General features: G+C 66.2%; 16 protein-coding genes. 14 read left to right on the plus strand and 2 right to left on the minus strand.

The features are described from left to right. Positions 1 to 703 precede the first annotated feature (703 nt). On the plus strand, positions 704 to 1,555 hold the full coding sequence (locus E5P3_RS32575) for a tyrosine-type recombinase/integrase (RefSeq protein WP_232073609.1): 852 nt from the start codon (positions 704 to 706) through the stop codon (positions 1,553 to 1,555). Between the two features lie 60 nt (positions 1,556 to 1,615). On the opposite strand, the gene E5P3_RS32580 is transcribed toward E5P3_RS32575, so the two are convergent. Both E5P3_RS32580 and E5P3_RS32585 read right to left on the minus strand, forming a co-directional pair. Beyond that, a complete protein-coding gene (locus E5P3_RS32580) occupies positions 1,616 to 2,521 on the minus strand; it encodes a ParB/RepB/Spo0J family partition protein (protein WP_162590185.1) in 906 nt (301 codons plus the stop codon). Further along, positions 2,518 to 3,321 carry a ParA family protein gene (locus tag E5P3_RS32585; protein ID WP_162590186.1) on the minus strand — a complete coding sequence of 268 codons (804 nt, stop codon included), beginning with the start codon at positions 3,319 to 3,321 and terminating at the stop codon, positions 2,518 to 2,520. The genes E5P3_RS32580 and E5P3_RS32585 overlap by 4 nt, the downstream gene beginning before the upstream one ends. Before the next feature lie 239 nt (positions 3,322 to 3,560). On the opposite strand from E5P3_RS32585, the gene E5P3_RS32590 reads away from it, so the two are divergent. The 13 genes from E5P3_RS32590 (at position 3,561) to E5P3_RS32650 (ending at position 16,851) form a co-directional block, all read left to right on the plus strand. Continuing rightward, the gene (locus tag E5P3_RS32590; RefSeq protein ID WP_162590187.1) at positions 3,561 to 4,082 is read left to right on the plus strand and encodes a hypothetical protein; all 522 of its coding nucleotides are present in this window, start codon (positions 3,561 to 3,563) and stop codon (positions 4,080 to 4,082) included. A gap of 163 nt (positions 4,083 to 4,245) precedes the next feature. Beyond that, complete coding sequence (locus tag E5P3_RS32595) at positions 4,246 to 4,542, plus strand: TrbC/VirB2 family protein (protein ID WP_232073578.1); 297 nt, start codon at positions 4,246 to 4,248, stop codon at positions 4,540 to 4,542. Positions 4,543 to 4,553: 11 nt separating this feature from the next. Continuing rightward, positions 4,554 to 4,937 (plus strand): type IV secretion system protein VirB3, encoded by a 384-nt coding sequence (locus tag E5P3_RS32600; protein ID WP_162590188.1) that lies wholly within the window; start codon positions 4,554 to 4,556, stop codon positions 4,935 to 4,937. Between the two features lie 14 nt (positions 4,938 to 4,951). Continuing rightward, on the plus strand, positions 4,952 to 7,459 hold the full coding sequence (locus E5P3_RS32605; RefSeq protein ID WP_162590189.1) for a VirB4 family type IV secretion/conjugal transfer ATPase: 2,508 nt from the start codon (positions 4,952 to 4,954) through the stop codon (positions 7,457 to 7,459). Beyond that, complete coding sequence (locus E5P3_RS32610) at positions 7,452 to 8,186, plus strand: type IV secretion system protein (RefSeq protein ID WP_162590190.1); 735 nt, start codon at positions 7,452 to 7,454, stop codon at positions 8,184 to 8,186. Before E5P3_RS32605 ends, E5P3_RS32610 begins: the two co-directional genes overlap by 8 nt. An 18-nt stretch (positions 8,187 to 8,204) precedes the next feature. Then, positions 8,205 to 8,447, plus strand: a complete 243-nt coding sequence (locus E5P3_RS32615; protein WP_162590191.1) for a hypothetical protein — start codon at positions 8,205 to 8,207, stop codon at positions 8,445 to 8,447. Between the two features lie 265 nt (positions 8,448 to 8,712). Then, a protein-coding gene (locus E5P3_RS32620) for an IS3 family transposase (protein ID WP_162584305.1) occupies positions 8,713 to 9,848 on the plus strand; the annotation gives its coding sequence in 2 pieces (ribosomal slippage) (positions 8,713 to 8,965 and positions 8,965 to 9,848; 1,137 coding nt in all). 39 nt (positions 9,849 to 9,887) lie between these two features. Then, positions 9,888 to 10,757, plus strand: coding sequence for a type IV secretion system protein (locus E5P3_RS32625; RefSeq protein ID WP_232073580.1), 870 nt, complete (start codon positions 9,888 to 9,890; stop codon positions 10,755 to 10,757). Positions 10,758 to 10,911: 154 nt separating this feature from the next. Further along, positions 10,912 to 11,634, plus strand: a complete 723-nt coding sequence (locus E5P3_RS32630) for a virB8 family protein (protein WP_162590193.1) — start codon at positions 10,912 to 10,914, stop codon at positions 11,632 to 11,634. Next, the gene (locus E5P3_RS32635; protein WP_162590194.1) at positions 11,631 to 12,473 is read left to right on the plus strand and encodes a TrbG/VirB9 family P-type conjugative transfer protein; all 843 of its coding nucleotides are present in this window, start codon (positions 11,631 to 11,633) and stop codon (positions 12,471 to 12,473) included. Before E5P3_RS32630 ends, E5P3_RS32635 begins: the two co-directional genes overlap by 4 nt. Then, on the plus strand, positions 12,470 to 13,816 hold the full coding sequence (gene virB10 / locus E5P3_RS32640) for a type IV secretion system protein VirB10 (protein ID WP_162590195.1): 1,347 nt from the start codon (positions 12,470 to 12,472) through the stop codon (positions 13,814 to 13,816). The genes E5P3_RS32635 and virB10 overlap by 4 nt, the downstream gene beginning before the upstream one ends. Positions 13,817 to 13,979: 163 nt before the next feature. Continuing rightward, the gene (virB11, locus tag E5P3_RS32645) at positions 13,980 to 14,933 is read left to right on the plus strand and encodes a P-type DNA transfer ATPase VirB11 (RefSeq protein ID WP_232073582.1); all 954 of its coding nucleotides are present in this window, start codon (positions 13,980 to 13,982) and stop codon (positions 14,931 to 14,933) included. Beyond that, positions 14,899 to 16,851 carry a type IV secretory system conjugative DNA transfer family protein gene (locus tag E5P3_RS32650; RefSeq protein ID WP_162590196.1) on the plus strand — a complete coding sequence of 651 codons (1,953 nt, stop codon included), beginning with the start codon at positions 14,899 to 14,901 and terminating at the stop codon, positions 16,849 to 16,851. Before virB11 ends, E5P3_RS32650 begins: the two co-directional genes overlap by 35 nt. Positions 16,852 to 16,874 lie beyond the last annotated feature (23 nt).

Below are 16,874 nucleotides of genomic sequence, written 5' to 3' on the forward strand. Positions count from 1 at the left end.
ACACTTCTTTGCAAAGAAGAGGATGCCGGTGCTACCCCTCACGCTGCTGGACGGATGGGCGCCACACTTTGGGCATCGATAGAGCAGCGCAACGTACAAGAAGAGGGAAAGCAAGCATGTTGCCGCCGCCGCGGCATAGACCAGCTGGACGTCGAATCAGACTTGGGCAAGAGGTAGATGAAGCCGAAAAACCCTAATCCAGGCAGCAAGGCTATCCAAAGGCCCAGAGCATGCCTTCGTGCGAATCGCTCGGGCACCTCGTCATCTGAAACACTTGGATCGGTCAACCAGCCGACTTTGGCTGCGACCATCTGAGCCACGGCCCTGTTCGCATCTCAGGGGGCGCCGATTTGCTTTCGCCCCTCTCCCCGCGGTTTAGACACCGCTGCGAACTCCTGCGAAATGGCCGTGGTTTGCTAAATATACTAACGGCAGCACTTCCTGCCTCCGAAGGGTACCCCATTCACTCGGTTTTACCAAACCTAGCCCCAGCAAGCAAAACAACCCCGCTGCCGTTAGTACATTTTCTATGCCGTCGCTTTCTCTTTTCGAAGAACCGCCAGCCGCCATCCATCGCCTCGCATTCAAGCGATGGCTGCAGCAACAGCGCACAGCTGGATTCCTGCGCCAGCCCTCGTCCATCCAGGTCTACCGGGACATGTGGGGCAGTTTCGAGAGCTGGTGTCTGGGCCAGTCCCCGGCGGTGACATTGACCTCACTCGATGGACGGGACCTGTCGGCGTTCCAGGCCGCTCGCTTCGGCATGAAAAGCGCCGACCTGTCGCTCTCTCCGCGCCATGCGCTACGCCTGCTGCGTCTGATCGATCGCGTGCTGCGCCACCATGCCGCCGAGACCGGCGCTGCGGTCAACACGGCCGCGAGCGACTGGATCGACGCCCACCCGGAGATCCGCTACGCGGAAGCCGCGCATGCCGATCCCTTGCCGGAATTCCTGTCCGTGGCAGAGGCCAGGCACCTGATCACCTTCCTGTCGCATGCGCGACCGCGCCAGGGCGCCTCGGAGGCCCGGCGCAACAGCCACGCCGCCTTCACCTGGCAGCAGCTGCGCAACCGCAGCGCCGTCGCGCTGCAGCTGGGCGCCGGACTCACCCCGGGGGACGTGCGGCTGCTGCGCCTCGATGCGCCCACCGTGCGCGGCGGCCGCCTGCGCGAGCGACCGTGGAAGGTGGCTGTGCCTGGCAACGGCAACTCGCCCGCTCGCGAGACGCCGGTCGCACCATGGGCCGGCGAATTGCTGCACCACTGGCTGCAGGTGCGCGCCGACGCCGGCATCGCCGGCGAATTCCTGTTTCCGTCCACCCGCAGCGGCAAGCCGTGGAGCAAGCAGTCGCAGTACAACGCCGCGCGCGAGGTCCTCGTGGAAGCAGGCCTGGATAGCACCGAAGGAGGCTCCTTTCGCCTGCGGCACACGTTCGCTCTGCGACAGCTGCGCCGGGGCTCGTCCCCCGCAGACGTCGCAAGGTGGCTCGGCGTCGAGATCGAAGCGATGACGAAGTACGAGCGCGTGCTGACGGCACCGGTGGACGTGATCTAGCCGAGCCGGCAACCGCTGCCTTGCAGAGACGCCGCAGCGGCCTTCTGACCGGCAGCGCTCCTAGTCCTCCGATGCCCAGCAGACCGGCCGCAGCTCCATCAGCGGCAGCAGGCGGCACGTGCCATCGCCGAACCGGACCTCCCCGACGTCACTGTCGCGCGCCTTGAGCCGCAGCGATCCGCGCCGACCGGCGTGCTCGACGATGAGCACGGTGCGCCCGCCGCTCGAGACCCTGGCAGGCCCGCTGCCACGCTGCATCCGAGCCTCGCCTGCACGTGCGGACGCGGCGCTGCGGCCCAGCAGCTCGTCGAGCGCGGCACGGCGCAACGCACCACCGCCGGAAAGCAGTGCTTCCACATCGTCCGGCCGCGAACGGGCCACAGCCACCAGGCGGTACAGCACCCGCATGTCCCCGCCTATTCTTCCCTCCTCGATCGCCCGCCGAAGCGACGCCGGCGCCTCGACCAGGCTCGCCGCCTCGGTGACGAAGGAGCGCGACTTGCCCAGGCGCCGGGCGATCTCCGCACGCGCATGCCCCTCGGCCTCCCGTTCCGCGATGAACGCCGCCAGATCCAACGGCGACATGTCCTCGCGGTGCAGGTTCTCCGCCGCCTGCGCGAACGGATCGAGACGTTCATCGAGGAAGGCCGGTATCGCACCCAGCCCTGCCAGGCGCGCCGCACGCACCCGGCGCTCCCCGCGGTTGACGATGAACCGCCCTTCTCGCTTCGTGTCCAGCCTCAGCGACACGGGCTCGAGCACGCCATGCTGGCGAATCGATTCGGCAAGTTCCTCGATGCTGCGCCCCCGCAGCCGGCGGCGCGGCTGCAAGGGATCGAAGTCGATCCGATGCAATGCCACCTGCATCGGCGAGCCCCCGTTCGCGGCTGACGCGCCTTCCGCCAGCAGGTCCGCCGCCCTGAACTGCGAGAGCGCACTCAGGTCCAGCTCGGGGCCAGGGGTCATGCGAGGGGCTCCGCTCGCCGCGGGATCGCATCCGGGGCGACCACGCGTTGGTGGAGCAGCTCGAACGCAGCCATCACCTCCAGGCTCGCCTCGCGCGCTGCAGTCCTCGGCAGGCGCCAGACGGGCACGCCCGAGGCGAGCGCCTCGGGAATCGCTGATCGCGTCGAGATGCGTGCCGGGATGACGAACTCCGCGAAGCCCAGCGCAAGATGCTGGAGCGCGGCCTTCTGCCGCTGCGAATGGGCATTGAAGCGGTTCAGAAGAATGCCCCCCAGCCGAAGCCGAGGGTTGTAGCGTTTGCGAACACCGAAGATGGTCTTGAGCATGTCCGCCATTCCGTCGATGCTGTACGCCTCCAGCTCAATCGGGCAGGCGACCGCGTCTGCGCCGATCAACGCCGCACTCATGCGCAGGCCCAATGCGGGAGGGGTGTCCACCACCACCGCATCGAAGCGCTGCACCGCCTCCAGCAGACAGCCGCGGAATGCAGGAATCACCTTGTCGGGTGGCCCAAGCTCGATCTCAGCCAGGTGCCTGCTGCCGGGCACCAGCACGATCCGCTGAGCGTCCTCCGTCGCGCCTGGGACTTGCGGCGCACGCGCCTGCGGGTGGAACAACTGGGCTGACTCGATGCCGGTCGCGAACCTCGCGAGCGACTTGGAACTGTTGGCCTGGGCATCGAGGTCGATCACGCACACGGACTGCTGCTGCAGGTCCGCCAGCCAGTAGGCGTAGAGGACCGCCAGCGTCGACTTCCCGACGCCGCCCTTGTGGTTGCCGAAGACGATCACCTTGCCCATCCACTGCTCCTTGCCCGCAGCACCAGAGATATCACCACGATCCTGCCCGGTGCATGCCCGCAGGGTGCAATGGCTTTGCCGCGGTGCGCGCCGAGGTGCTATGTAACCGCAGGTCCACCATCCGGCCGACCGCTTCGCGACCTGATGCAGGGTATCCCGGCGAATCGCGGGCGCCACTGTCAGGACTGACAGGCCAGCTCGATTGACCGCCGCCGCCGCCGAGGACGACAGTGCAAGCCATGTCAGCAAGCCGCCTCCATCGAAACACGCTCGGGCAAGGCAGCCGCAGCCCGGGCGTGTGGCTGGCGTGGTTGCTCGGCACCTGCGTCGCCGCGGCCGGACCCACCCAAGCGCAGGAGCCCCTGCGCAGGGTGGTCGCCCGGTCCGAGCAGCTGGCCCGAGACAACGACCGGATCCTGATCCTGCGCCAGGAGCTGGCAAGGTCACAAGCCCGGCTCCAGACACTCGCACGTCGCGAAACCGAGCGCTCGGCCGTCGCGCACGAGGATCTCGTCGACGACGTCGAGGAGCAGCGCCGACGAACCCTCGAAGATATCGCAGGACTCAGGCGCGAGCTGGCGTCGGCCTCGCGGGCCGCCGAACCGGCCCGGCGCCCCCGGCCTGCTGCACCGAACGTGCCCGCGCCCGCACCGGCCTGGTGGGACGTGTACGGCAGAGCTCCAAGCCCCGCCCCGTCTGCGCCGCTTCGCGCCGGCCTCGCGCCGGAGACGGCGCAGCCTGTTTCAGGTCAAGTGGAGTAGCTCCATGCACGTACGTACTCGTATCGATCTTCACGCAGGGGGCGGCGCGAAGCGCCTGCAATCCTTCCACTTCTGCGATTGCAGCAGCCAAGCCCGGACCCGGCCGCGCCACGCCTGGCACCGACGCGCCTGCCCTGACCGCGCCGGAGCGGTCCGGAGGCCGGTGCAATGGTCCCGCGGCCGCGAGCGCTGCAGGCTGTGGCTGGTCGCAGCGTCCGCCGCGCTCCTGCCAGCCCTTGCGGCAGCGGGAAGCCCGTTCGCCACCGGGGCCAACGCCACCCAGCAGCAGCTCGTGGCCATTCTCACGCCCATCGCGGCGGTCGCCGTGATGGTCTCGGGCGCAATGGCCTGGTTCGGGCGACTGAGCTGGTGGTGGATGGTGGCGGTCGTGATCGGTACCGTTCTGGTCTTCGGCGGCCCGCAGATCGTGTCCTGGATCCGGGGCCTGTTCGGCGTTTGAGAGGCACGCAGATGAACCGCAACCAGGGCATCGTCGCCGACCCGCTCTTCGTCGGGATGACCCGGCCTTCGATGGTCTGGGGCGTCACGTACCCGGCCATGATGTTCAACATCGTCATCACCACCGAGTCGTTCATCGTCACGAAGAACCTCGCTTGGGTGCTGGCCTTCGTGCCGATTCACGGGCTGCTCCACCTGGTGTGCCTTTACGAGCCTCGCTTCTTCGATCTGCTGCGGCTCTGGGGTCGCACGCGGCTGCCCGCCTTGCTCGGCGGCAACCTTCGGCACTGGGGCGCCAGCTCGTACAGCCCGTTGGCGCTGGACTTGCCTGACGCCAGGGGACGCCGGCGCGTGCGGACGGCGCGCGTGCGGACGGCGCCCGTGGCGGTGATCTGAGACGAGAGGACGCCATGCAGCTGCTCTCCCGCGCCGAGAAGACGCTGCGCCGCGAGGTCGGCGCCGCCGCCATGATCCCGCTCACCGTGCACGTGGACCAGCACGTGGCCCGCACGCGCGCTGGCGACTACGTGCAGACCCTGCGGCTGGCCGGCGCGAGCTTCGAAAGCGCAGACGACGAGGACATCAACAGCTGGCACGAGCGCCTGAACGTCCTGCTGCGCAACATCGCGTCGCCCAACCTGGCACTTTGGACCCACGTGATCCGGCGCCGGGAGACCGGCTACCCCGCCGGCCGCACCATCCCCGGTTTCGCCGATGAAATCGAGCAGCGCTACCGCCGCAAGATGGCCGGCGAGCGGCTGATGGTCAACGAGCTGTACCTGTCGATCGTCTTTCGCCCACAGCCCACCCCGATCGGCAACGCCGCACTGCGCCTGCTCAGGCGCACGGACCCGGAAGGTGCGCAGACCGAGCTGCGCGATTCCCTCGATGCCTGCACCAAATTGCGCCAGGAGCTGCTCGCCGCGCTGGAGCGCTACGACCCCGAGGCACTGGGCGTCTACCGGCTGGAGGGAAAAGCCCTGCTCTTTTCCTCCCTGCTGGAATTTCATGGCCTGCTGGTCAACGGCGAATGGCAGCGCATGCCGCTGCCGCGCTCGCCCCTGAACGAGGTCCTGGCCACCAGCCGCCCCTTCTTCGGCCAAGAAGCGATGGAGTACCGCACCGGCACCCAGACGCGCATCGGTGCATTCCTCGGCATCAAGGAGTACCCGACGCCCACGGCGCCGGGCATGTTCGGCGCGCTCCTCACCGCGCCCTTTCCTTTCGTGCTGACCCAGAGCTTCACCTTCCTGGCCAAGAGCACGGCCACCGACATGATGAGCCGGCAGCACCACAGGATGGCGGCCGCCGGAGATCTGGCGGTGTCCCAGGCCGCGGAGCTCGAGGACGCGCTGGACGACCTGATGAGCAACCGCTTCGTGGTCGGTGATCACCATTTCAGCCTTCAGGTGCTCGACGATGCCGGCGAGGCCGTTGCCGAGGTTGAAGGCCGGCGCCGCTTGAAGCAGCTCAACGACCACGTGGCACGCGCGCGCTACCTACTGGGCGACACCGGGATGGTGGTGGCGCGCGAGGACCTGGCGCTGGAGGCGGCCTTCTGGGCGCAGCTGCCGGGGAATTTTGGCTACCGCAGCCGCAAGGCCCCCATCACCAGTCGCAACTTCGCGGCCATGTCCCCCTTCCACAATTTCCCGACGGGGCGGGCGGCGGGCAACTACTGGGGCAAGGCCCTGACGATGTTCATCACGCGCGCGGGCTCGCCCTACTACTTCTCGCTGCACGCGAGCGATCCACGCAGCCCGGACGGAGGCAGCCGCCGGGACGTCGGGCACATCACCGGTGTTGGGCCCGTCGGCACCGGCAAGACAACCCTCCTGGGCTTCTGCATGCTGGCCATCTGCAACCGGATGGACGCGACCCAGGTCATCTTCGACAAGGACGAAGGGCTGCACATCCTGGTGCGCGCGCTGGGCGGCCGGTACCTCCCTCTCAAGAACGGGATTCCCACCGGCTGCAACCCCCTGCAGCTCGACGAGTCGATCGCCGACAACGTCGAGTTCATGCGGCACTGGCTGAGGCGCCTGGTGATGCGCACGCCGGGCGACACCCTGACCGTGCGCCAGGAAGACGACCTCGAACAGGCACTGCGCGGCACCCTGAAGCTCGATCTGTCCTTCAGGCGCTTGTCGCGCCTCGCCGCCTTTCTGGACATCACGGACCCCGAAGGAATGTACGCGCGCCTTCGTAAATGGTGCGCGTCGGAGCGCGGCGACTACGCCTGGGTCTTCGACAACGACCACGACGAAGTGGCACCCCTGCTTGCCCACCACTCCCTGGTCGGCTTCGATGTCACGGACTTCCTGGACAACGAGGTGGTCCGCGCACCACTCACCATGTACCTCTTCCACCTGGTCAACCGGATGGTGGATGGCCGCCCCCTGGTGTGCTGGATGGACGAGTTTGCCAAGCTCCTGAGTGACCCCGCCTTCGCGAAGTTCGCCAGGAACGGACTGGAGACCTGGCGCAAGAAGAACGCCAACATCGCCACGTTCACCCAGAGCACCAGCCACGTGCTCGATTCCGGCATCGCGCGGGCGATCGTCGAGCAGACGCCGACGAAGATCCTGTTCCCGAATCCGGAGGCGGACTACGACGAGTACACCCAGGGCTTCAGCCTGACGGAGCGCGAGTTCGCGCTCATCAAGCAGGAACTCGAGCCCGGCTCGCGCCAGTTCCTGATCAAGCAGAACCATGTGAGCGTGGTGGCGCAACTCGATCTCCAAGGTTTCGATGACGCCTTGCATGTCATCTCGGGGCGCACCAGCAACGTCCGCCTCATGCGCTATCTCATCGAAACGCATGGGCCGCATCCCGATCAATGGCTGAGCCCCTTCCGGGCGGCCCTGGCCGGTCGCTCGCCAAGTTCAACTCTGCCCCAGGAGGTCTCCCATGCGTAGGCGCCTTCTCGCCTTCTTCCTAGCCACGGCGGCCTTCCTGGCGCCGCTGCACGCAAACGCCGGCATCCCGGTGATCGACATCACGGCCGTCGCGAATCTCATGCAGCAGGTCATGTACTGGCAGCAGCAGATCTCGGCGATGCAGAGGCAGTACGACCAGCTCAGGCAGTCGAAGGACCAGCTGGCTCTGACCTATGGCGCCATGACGGGGACCCGCGGCATGGAGCAGCTGCTCCCGACCTCGGACCAGGCGCGCAACTACCTGCCACCGAGCTACGGCGAACTGATGAACACGCTCAACGGCTCATCGGCGAGCTACACCGGGCTGGCCAGCCACGTGCAATCGATCATGAAGGCCAACAGTGTCCTCTCAGGCAGCCAGCTGGAGGCCCTGACCCCGGAGATGCGCCAGATCGTCCAGCAAGGCCGGCAGTCCTCGGCCATGCTGAACGGATTGACCCAGAGCGCGTATCAGAACACCAGCCAGCGCTTCTCGGCGCTGCAGCAGCTGATCAGCCGTATTGCCACGGCCCACGATCCCAAGGCGATCCAGGATCTGCAGGCAAGGATCCAGGCCGAGCAGAACATGCTCACCAATGAGCAGACGAAGCTGCAGAGCCTTTATCAGATGGCGCAAGCCGAGGAAGCTGCCCAGCAGCAGCGCTTCCGAGAGCGCGCTATCACTGACGTTGGTAGCGTTCGATCCATGTCAGCTGTGAGCTACTAGAACGCTGAAGAGAACAAGATGATCAGAAGCCCGTGGACACTTTTTGCGCTGGGCGTCATCGTCGCCGTCTCGGGTGGAGGTGCTTACTACTACGTCACTCATGCCGCGATCCACCAAAAAATGCCGTCGAGCGCGGCCGATTCTCTTCCCGTAGAGCCCTTCGCTCTGCAGGACGATGACGTAAGCCGTAAGACCTTGGAGAGCATTGGTAGCGTCAGGAAGCTGAAGCCCGTTCCGCTTCAGCCTGCTCCGCAGCGGTAGGCGAAATGGGGGGCGCATGGGCTTCTTCGAGCAGTTCTTCACCTGGCTAAACGGGCAGTTAGCCACTTATGTGAGTGCGAATGCGTCACGGGTGGCATCTTCACTCGAGCCGGCAGCGGTAACGCTCGCAACCATTTACGTGATGATTTGGGGCTATCTCTCGCTTACTGGTCGGATCCAAGAACCCATCTGGGAGTGCGCTGCCCCCGGAAATTCGTAGAGCTTAGGTCTAGAGTCCGATCAACCCGAAATGGAGATCGGACCGATGAAGAAGCGATACACCGAGGAACAGATCATTGGCTTCCTGCGTGAGGCCGATGCGGGCATGCCGGTCAAGGAGCTGTGCAGGAAGCATGGCTTCAGCGAGCCGAGCTACTACGCCTGGAAGGCTAAGTTCGGTGGCATGAACGTCTCGGACGCGCAGCGCCTGAAGTCGCTGGAGGCAGAGAACACTAAGCTGAAGAAGCTGCTGGCCAACTCGATGCTCGAGATCGACGCCATGCGCGAGGTGCTCAAGGGAAAGTGAAGGCCGTGGCGGCGCGGCGCGAGGTCGTGCGGCAGTTTCGGGGTCTGGGCCTGAGCGAACGCCGGGCCCTCAGGCTGGTGGGCATGAGTGCCAGCACGCTGCGCTACGAACCCCGCGACGACGGCAATGCGGCCTTGCGCGAGCGCCTGAAGGAGCTCGCGGGGCAGCACCGCCGCCACGGCTACCGCATGCTGCACAGCCGGCTGCAAATCGACGGTTGGGCCATCAACGTGAAGCGCACCTACCGGATCTATCGCGAAGAGGGCTTGATGGTGCGAAAGCGGCGGCGCAAGAAGCTGCCGGTGCCAGAGCGCCAGCCACTGGTACGCCCGACACAACCCAACGAGGTGTGGAGCATGGACTTTGTGTTTGATGAGCTGGCCAATGGCCGGCGGGTAAAGACGCTGACGGTGGTGGACGACTGTTCCAAGGAGTCGGTGCAGATCGTTGCCGACACATCGATCCCCGCGCTGTACGTGACGCGCGTGCTAGACCAGGCCAAGGCCGAGCGGGGCTTGCCCAAGGTGATCCGCACCGACAACGGCCCGGAGTTCGCCGGACGCACGATGCAGACCTGGGCGGCGAAGAACGGCGTGGAGCTGCGCTTCATCCAGCCCGGCAAGCCGGTGCAGAACGCCTACATCGAGAGCTTCAACAGCCGCTTCCGCGACGAGTGCCTGTCGCAGCACTGGTTTGCCAGCTTGAGCCACATGCGCAGCGTCATCGACAACTGGCGCGAGGACTACAACCATCGCCGGCCGCACAGTACCCTGGGGTACGTGCCGCCGGCCGTGTTCGCCGCGCGTTGCTGCCAGCTCGCTGGCAGCAACGCGCAAACAGTCGCATCAACTACGATGCAAACCCCTGGACTCTAGATCGAAGTGCTACGAATGCCGGGGGCAGCGCAGGAGGGCGTGAAGCGCATCCTTGTGCTCGGCATCGTGCTCGGCCTAGGCCTACGGCTCTGGACATACAACGATGTAGCCGTTGACACCTTCACCCGTGGGCCTGACCAGCTCGCTGCTGCCGTTCTCGGATCGCCTAAAACAATATCGATGGTGGACCAGATCTGGATCGACGGGAACTTGGTCGCAGAGCAGTTGCTGAGCAAGGGGAGCGTCCTCAATGCGAACTTTGCCTACTATCTTGCAGGCTTCCTCGTCTACCTTCTAGTTGGCCTCACCGTTGTGCTGACAGCTTTCCTGTTAGCTCTGTCCAAGGTCGCCCTCGCCTTGATCCTGGCTTTGGGGCCGATGTTTATCGTGCTCCTATTGTTCGACGCCACCAAGCGCTTCTTCGAGGCGTGGGTAGCACAGCTCGCGAACTACGCCCTCGTGACCATCGTCGCAACTCTGGCGGCAGCCCTCCTGCTAAGCGTTCTCCGCTCGTATACAAACAATGCTGTGTCGCTCGGCGGCGCGATCACCATTGCCGAAGGTGCCAGAGTTTGCATCGCCTCGGCACTAGTCTTTCTAGTAATGCGGCAAGTGATGTCGATCGCGGCAGGATTGGCAAGTGGGATAGCGCTGAGCTCGTTCAATGCAGTCAGCCGCCTCCTGAATTGGGCGACGAGTGGTGCCAAGCGCACCAGCTATGAGTTCAGCCGCGGCGTGCTCGACGGCCTGCGGCGAGAGCCCGGCGGTCGCTGGGATTCCTTCCGCCGCCTGGCGGGCAATCGCGTCGGCGCAGGCATGGCCTCTATTGGCCAGATCGGCCCGCCACGCCGCGGCGGCGCCGTGCTCCCAAGGGAGCACGTCACGTCGAACCACTCGCGCAATCTGTAGCAGCGGAGCGCCCGAATGAAGCCCTCGTCCACGCTTTTCCTGCTGTCCCTCCTCTTGGCGGCGTGCGGCACCCGCCCGCCCAAGCCGCCGGAGTGCGAAGGGCCCCTCACACCGATCAACGCCCCGGCCGGTGCTTTCAACTCAGGAGCGGCCCATGCGCCGGGACGCGGCTCTTGAGAACTACCTGCTCGAGGCCCAGAGCTGGGAGCTTGATCGCGCGCGTCGCGCAGAGCGATCGGCCAAGGTCGCCTGGATCGTCGCCGCGGTGGCAGCTGTGATCGCAGTGCTCGCAGTCGCCGCCGTCAGTGGCCTCACGCCGCTGAAGCAGCCCGTTCCATTTCTCATCCGCGTCGACAGCAGCAGCGGGATCGTGGACATCGTGCCCACCTATGAGGGCACCACCGACATCGAGCAGGTGGTGACGCGCAACTTGCTGCAGAACTACGTGATCGCGCGCGAACGCTATTTCTACGGCACTGCCGAAGCTGACTATGAGCTGGTCGCTTCCCAGAACTCACCGCGCCTCAACCAGGAGTGGGCGGCCCTGTGGGCCACCAACAATCCTGCTTCACCCCTGAACGTCTACAAGGACGGCACGTCCATCCGAACGCAGGTGCGCTCGGTCACCTTCCTCAAGCTGGATAGTGGCAAGGACAGCCTGGCCCAGGTGCGCTTCACCCGCTCGACGCGGCCCGGCGGCACCGGCGAAGATCAGGCGAGCCACTGGGTCTGCACGATCGAGTTTGCCTATGTGCAGCCATCGAAGGATGACAAGATGCGTTCGCTCAATCCGCTGGGCTTTCGCATCGTCGAGTACCGCCGCGAGCCCGAGGTCGCCCCCTCAGGCCCCGCGGCACGCAGCCAGGATGCGCGATGAACGGCAAAGGCGCACGCGGCACGTTTCCGTTCGCCCTCGGACTGGCGGCAGGCCTGGCGCTCACAGCGCCGTTCGTCCCCGCGGCGACCGTGCCGCCGGCCGGCAAGGTCGACGCGCGCGTGCGCGTGGTCGCCTACAACGCAGACGACGTCATCACGTTGCAAGGCTACGTGGGTTATCAGATCCATCTGCAGTTCGCCGAAGGCGAGGAGTTCGTCAACCTGGGTTCGGGGGACAACGGCGCCTTCGATGTCGGCGCCGAGCGCAACCATTTCTTCATCAAGCCCAAGGAGGTGCGCGCCTCCACCAACCTCACGGTCCTTACCACTCGACGGGCCTACCACTTCGACTATGTTATCTCTGCCCACCCCCCCGCCGGGGCTGCAGCCAGGCGCATGGTTTACTCGGTGCGCTTCAGCTACCCGGAGGACGAGGCCCTAGCCGCCGCAGCAGACCACGAGCGCAGACAAGCAGATGCGCGCATGAGCCGGGCGGCCGCCGACCGACTCCGCAACACCGATTACTGGTTCTGCGGCAGCGAGTCGCTCAAGCCCATGAGCGCGTACGACGACGGGGTGCACACCCGACTGCGCTTCCAGGCGCGCTCCGAGTTCCCGGCCATGTTTGTCCAGAACGATGATGGGTCCGAATCGCTGCTGAACTTCAACGTTGACGACGACGAAGTTGTCATCCACCGCGTGGCGCGCCGCCTCGTGCTGCGCCGAGGCAAGTTGGTCGGCTGCGTCGTCAACCAGTCCTTTGCCGGCGGGGGCGCACGAACCCCGGCCCGCACCAACGCGCCAGGCGTGCGGCGCATCACCACGAGAGACGAGCCGTGACCCGGCAGGATCGAAGGCGCAGCCGCTTCCAGGCGCATCGGCCAGAGGATGACGCTCCACCTGATATCGATCCGGACACCGGAGAGGTACTGTTCGGAGAAGGCGCCGGGGGCGGGGGAAATGAGGCATCGCGAACGCCCGCAGAGCGCACGACGATCCAGGGCGAGCGCACCATCCCGTCAGTCAATCGCGAGCGCTCAATCCAGTCACGCATCAGCGGCGGCCTGGCACTGGCGGCGATCATCCTATTGGGCGCCGGCTTCCTGTTCTGGTACTACAACACGCAGTACGCCAAGACCCGCCATGCCGAGGAAGCCTCAAGGAAGGCCGCCGCGGCACGCGCCGGTGGCGAGATGAAAGTGCCGCCGCTCGGCCGCATCGGGCCGCCGAGGGCGCCGATGGAGCCACAGCCGGACTCCACGAACCCCACGCCACCCTCACCTCCCGGCCCAGTGAGCACCGCGAATGGCGGTCCGCCTCAGAAGACGCCCGAGCAGATCGCGCTGGAGCGCCAGCTCGGCGTTCCCGTGCTTCGCCGCGCGCAGACGGCGCAGACGGCGCAGCCGGCAGGCGCCTCAACACCGCACGGGTTCCCGGAGTCGCCCATGTTGTCCGCGGGCGTTCCAGGCATGGCGCAGCTGATGGGCGCGTTGCAAGCGCCGGCGACGACCTCTGGTGCCGCGGCTGGCGGCAATCTCGCCGCCAGTCTCCGTCCCACCCCCACCCCGGCGGTCGCCGCCCAGACCCTGCCCACGCGGCGCATGCTGTTGCCCAAGGGTGCCTTCATCGACTGCACTCTGGAAACCGCCATCGATTCCACCTATGAGGGCATGACCACCTGCATCGGCGCGAGCGACATCTATGGCGCCGATGGCAAAGTGGTGTTGCTGGAGCGCGGCACCAAGTACGTGGGCGAACAGCGCGGGACGCCGCGGCAGGGGCAAGGTCGAGTCTTCGTCGTGTGGAACGAGGCCCGCACGCCCGCCGGCGTCGTGGTCCAGCTGGCGTCTCCCGGCACCGACGAACTGGGGCGCAACGGCCTCCAGGGCTATGTCGACACCCACTTCTGGGATCGTTTCGGTGCGGCGGTCCTGATCTCGGTGATCGACGGAACGATGCAGGCCATCGCCGCCCACCAGCAAAGCGGTACCAATGTTGGCAGCGGCGGCGGCGTGGTGCTCGGCCCGCAGGGCAGCCGCGAGGTGATCACGGAGGTGCTGCGCAGCACCGTCTCGATCCCACCCACCATCATCAAGAACCAGGGCGAGCGCATCCAGATCCTGGTGGCGCGCGACGTGGATTTCAGGAGCGTCTATGCGCTTCGAACCGACGCCACCCCTTGACCGCGAGCGCGGCCCCGCGACGGGCGGCGGACAGCGGGCGAACCGACCCGCGCCTGAGGCTGCGTCTGCACAACCGCCCTCGTCCCTTGCCCTGTTTCTGGGTCCGCTCGGCCGGCTGCTGGACGATCCCGAGGTCACCGAGATCTGCATCAATGAGCCCTGAGTGGCCTTCGTGGAGCGGCAGTCCGGTTGGGTGCGCGAGCAACTGCCCTTCGCCAGCTTCGACTGGTGCATGTCCATCGCCAAGCTGGTGGCGAACTTCACGCGCCAGCGCATCTCGGCGAACGAGCCCCTCCTGTCCGCCACCCTGCCTGGCGGTGAACGCATCCAGGTCGTGCTGCCGCCTGCCACCCTGGACCGGACCGTCTCGATCACGATCCGGCGTCCGTCCAGCGCCCTGTGGACCCTCGAGGATCTGGAGAGCCTGCGCATCTTCGAGGCCACCCGAAGCCTTCCCGCGACCCGCGCGCGGCAAAGCGACATGGAACCCCTGTCGCCGCAAGACCGGGAACTCACGGATCTTCTTGCGCGCAGACAGTTCGTCTCCTTCCTGCGCCGCGCGGTCCAGCTGCGCAAGAACATCCTGCTCTCGGGCGCCACGGGCTCCGGCAAGACCACCGTCAGCAAGGCGCTGATCCTCGAGGTTCCTTGCGAGGACCGTCTCATCACCATCGAGGACGTGATGGAGCTGTCGCTGCGCAACCAGCCCAATCACGTGCGGCTCTTCTACTCGCAAGGCGCCCAGGGGCAGGCCGAGGTCACCCCGGGCCAGCTGCTGGCCAGCGCCAAACGGCAGCGCCCTGACCGGGTGTTCGTGTCCGAGCTGCGCACGGGTGAAGAGGTCTACGACTACCTGGTGTCCGTGAACACCGGCCATCCGGGCTCCATCACCAGCGTCCACGCAGACAGCGCGGAGATGGCCTTTGTGGCGCTGGCCCAGCTGATGAAGCGCAGTCTGGCCGGCCAGGGCATGAGCACGCGCGAAGGCGTTGAGCTGGCCCAGCTGAGCGTGGACATCGTCGTGCAGTGCGCGAGAGATCGCCAGGATGACCGGCAGCGGCGCATCGTGCAGGAGATCTGGTATGACCCGGACACCAAGCTCCGACAGCTGGCCTAGCCTGTTCCAGATCGCAGTCGCGCTGCTGGCAGCGGCGGTGGTAGGCCTGTACGTCGCCGGCTACGCCTTCCTGATGGCCATGAAGCTTCCACCGCAACATGCAACGCTGCTGACCATTCATCAGTACTGGAAGGCATACGGCAAGCGGCCCGACGTTCGCCGCACGCTCATCGCGACGACGGCCGGCTCCCAGGGGATTCTGGTGGGGCTGGTGGGCTTCGCGATGTTGCCCCGGCGCCGCCCGCTGCATGGGAATGCTCGCCTCGCCACCCGCCACGAGATCGAGCAAGCGGGCCTGCGCAACGAGAACGGCATCATCCTTGGCCGTCTGGGCAGCCGCTACCTGGTCCTGCCCGGCCAGCAGGGTGTCGAGCTCGAGGCCCCGCCGCGCAGCGGCAAGGGCGTCGGCGTCGTCATCCCGAACCTGCTGAACTGGTCCGGCTCTGCGATCGTCAGCGACATCAAGGGCGAGAACTTCATGCGCACGGCGGGTTTCCGCCAAGCCCATGGGCAGGAAGTACATCTGTTCGATCCCCTGTCCGAGCACGAGCGCTCGGCCCGCTGGAACCCCCTCGGCTACGTGTCCGAGCTGCCCTACCGCTGCATCGACGACCTGCAGCGCATCGCCACGATGCTCTTTCCCGACCCCTTGGCCGGCGACCCCTTCTGGACCTCGTCGGCGCGCTCGCTGTTCCTGGGCATCGCGCTCTACCTCTTCGAGACAGAGGGCGCGACGCGCACCCTGGGCGAGGTGCTTCGCCAGGGCATGGCGAGCGACGCCGAAGGCTTCCAGAAGCACTGGAAGCGCGTGATCGACGCCTGCGAGCGCGCCGGCTATCCATTATCGCAGGAGGCGGTGCAGAGCCTCTACGACGTCATCGACCTTGCCCCGACCACCGCCTCCAGCATCCGCAAGACTTTCACCAGCCGCCTGGACCTCTGGCTCAACCCGATGATCGATGCCGCGACCTCCGCCAACGACTTCGACCTGCGCGAGTTGCGCAAGCGCCCGATCTCCGTTTACGTCCAGATCAACCCGGACAACATCGCCAGGCTGCAGCCGCTGCTGAATCTGTTCTTCCAGCAGGCGATCGGCCTGCAGACGCGCGAGCTGCCAGAGAACAACCCGCTGCTTCGCCACCAGGTGCTCCTGATGCTGGACGAGTTCCCGGCCCTGGGGCGCATTCCGGTGATCGCCGAATCGACGGCCTTCCTGCCCGGCTACAACGTGCGCACCGTCGTCATCGTCCAGTCCCACTCGCAGCTGGTCGAAAAGTACGGCGTCGAGGGCGCCAGGTCGATCCGCAAGATGCTGGCCGCGCGCATTGTCTTTCCGCCCAAGGAATACGACGATGCAGAAGCCATTTCCCGCGAGCTGGGCACCTGCACCGTGCATCAGAAGAGCGTGAGTCGCCCCATGTGGGGTGGCGCCGGCAAGGGGCCGACAGTGAGCATCAGCGAGCAGCCGCGCCGCCTCTTGCTGCCGCAGGAGGTGAAGGAGCTCGGCCCCGATCGCATGCTCCTGTTCTACGAAGGCCTGCGCCCCGTGATGGCGCACCGCATCTGCTACTTCCGGGACCGGTTCTTCGCCAAACGCGAAATGCCGCCGCCACGGGTGCCAAAGCTGGAGGTGAACAGGTCCAGGCGTGCCATCGCGCCCGCTCGCGCGGTGACGTCTGGGGGCCGCAAGGACGCCAGGGGCATGAATTCCGGATCCATCACCGAGGCCACGCCGAAAGGCGGCGGCTGCGCGCTGACGAAGGAGGGCAGCACGTTGAGCGGCGATGTTCTGAACGAAGACCTGAAACTGGACGACTTCTCGTTCGACTTCGGCGACGTGGAAATTCCCACCGAGAAGCTCAGCGACGACGACCTGAAGCGCCGCGCCGACGAGTTCATGGCGCGACTCCTGGACTGAAGCCGCATCGAGTCGCTCCAAAG

The sequence above is a fragment of the Variovorax sp. RA8 genome, from assembly GCF_901827175.1.
In the GTDB taxonomy this organism is placed as follows: Bacteria; Pseudomonadota; Gammaproteobacteria; order Burkholderiales; family Burkholderiaceae_C; genus Variovorax.

Coding starts and splice junctions, on each gene's coding strand:
- E5P3_RS32580 (WP_162590185.1), bottom strand. CDS start 2,521: ATGACCCCTGGCCCCGAGCTGGACCTGAGTGCGCTCTCGCAGTTCAGG.
- E5P3_RS32585 (WP_162590186.1), bottom strand. CDS start 3,321: ATGGGCAAGGTGATCGTCTTCGGCAACCACAAGGGCGGCGTCGGGAAG.
- E5P3_RS32590 (WP_162590187.1), top strand. CDS start 3,561: ATGTCAGCAAGCCGCCTCCATCGAAACACGCTCGGGCAAGGCAGCCGC.
- E5P3_RS32600 (WP_162590188.1), top strand. CDS start 4,554: ATGAACCGCAACCAGGGCATCGTCGCCGACCCGCTCTTCGTCGGGATG.
- E5P3_RS32605 (WP_162590189.1), top strand. CDS start 4,952: ATGCAGCTGCTCTCCCGCGCCGAGAAGACGCTGCGCCGCGAGGTCGGC.
- E5P3_RS32610 (WP_162590190.1), top strand. CDS start 7,452: ATGCGTAGGCGCCTTCTCGCCTTCTTCCTAGCCACGGCGGCCTTCCTG.
- E5P3_RS32615 (WP_162590191.1), top strand. CDS start 8,205: ATGATCAGAAGCCCGTGGACACTTTTTGCGCTGGGCGTCATCGTCGCC.
- E5P3_RS32630 (WP_162590193.1), top strand. CDS start 10,912: ATGCGCCGGGACGCGGCTCTTGAGAACTACCTGCTCGAGGCCCAGAGC.
- E5P3_RS32635 (WP_162590194.1), top strand. CDS start 11,631: ATGAACGGCAAAGGCGCACGCGGCACGTTTCCGTTCGCCCTCGGACTG.
- E5P3_RS32650 (WP_162590196.1), top strand. CDS start 14,899: ATGACCCGGACACCAAGCTCCGACAGCTGGCCTAGCCTGTTCCAGATC.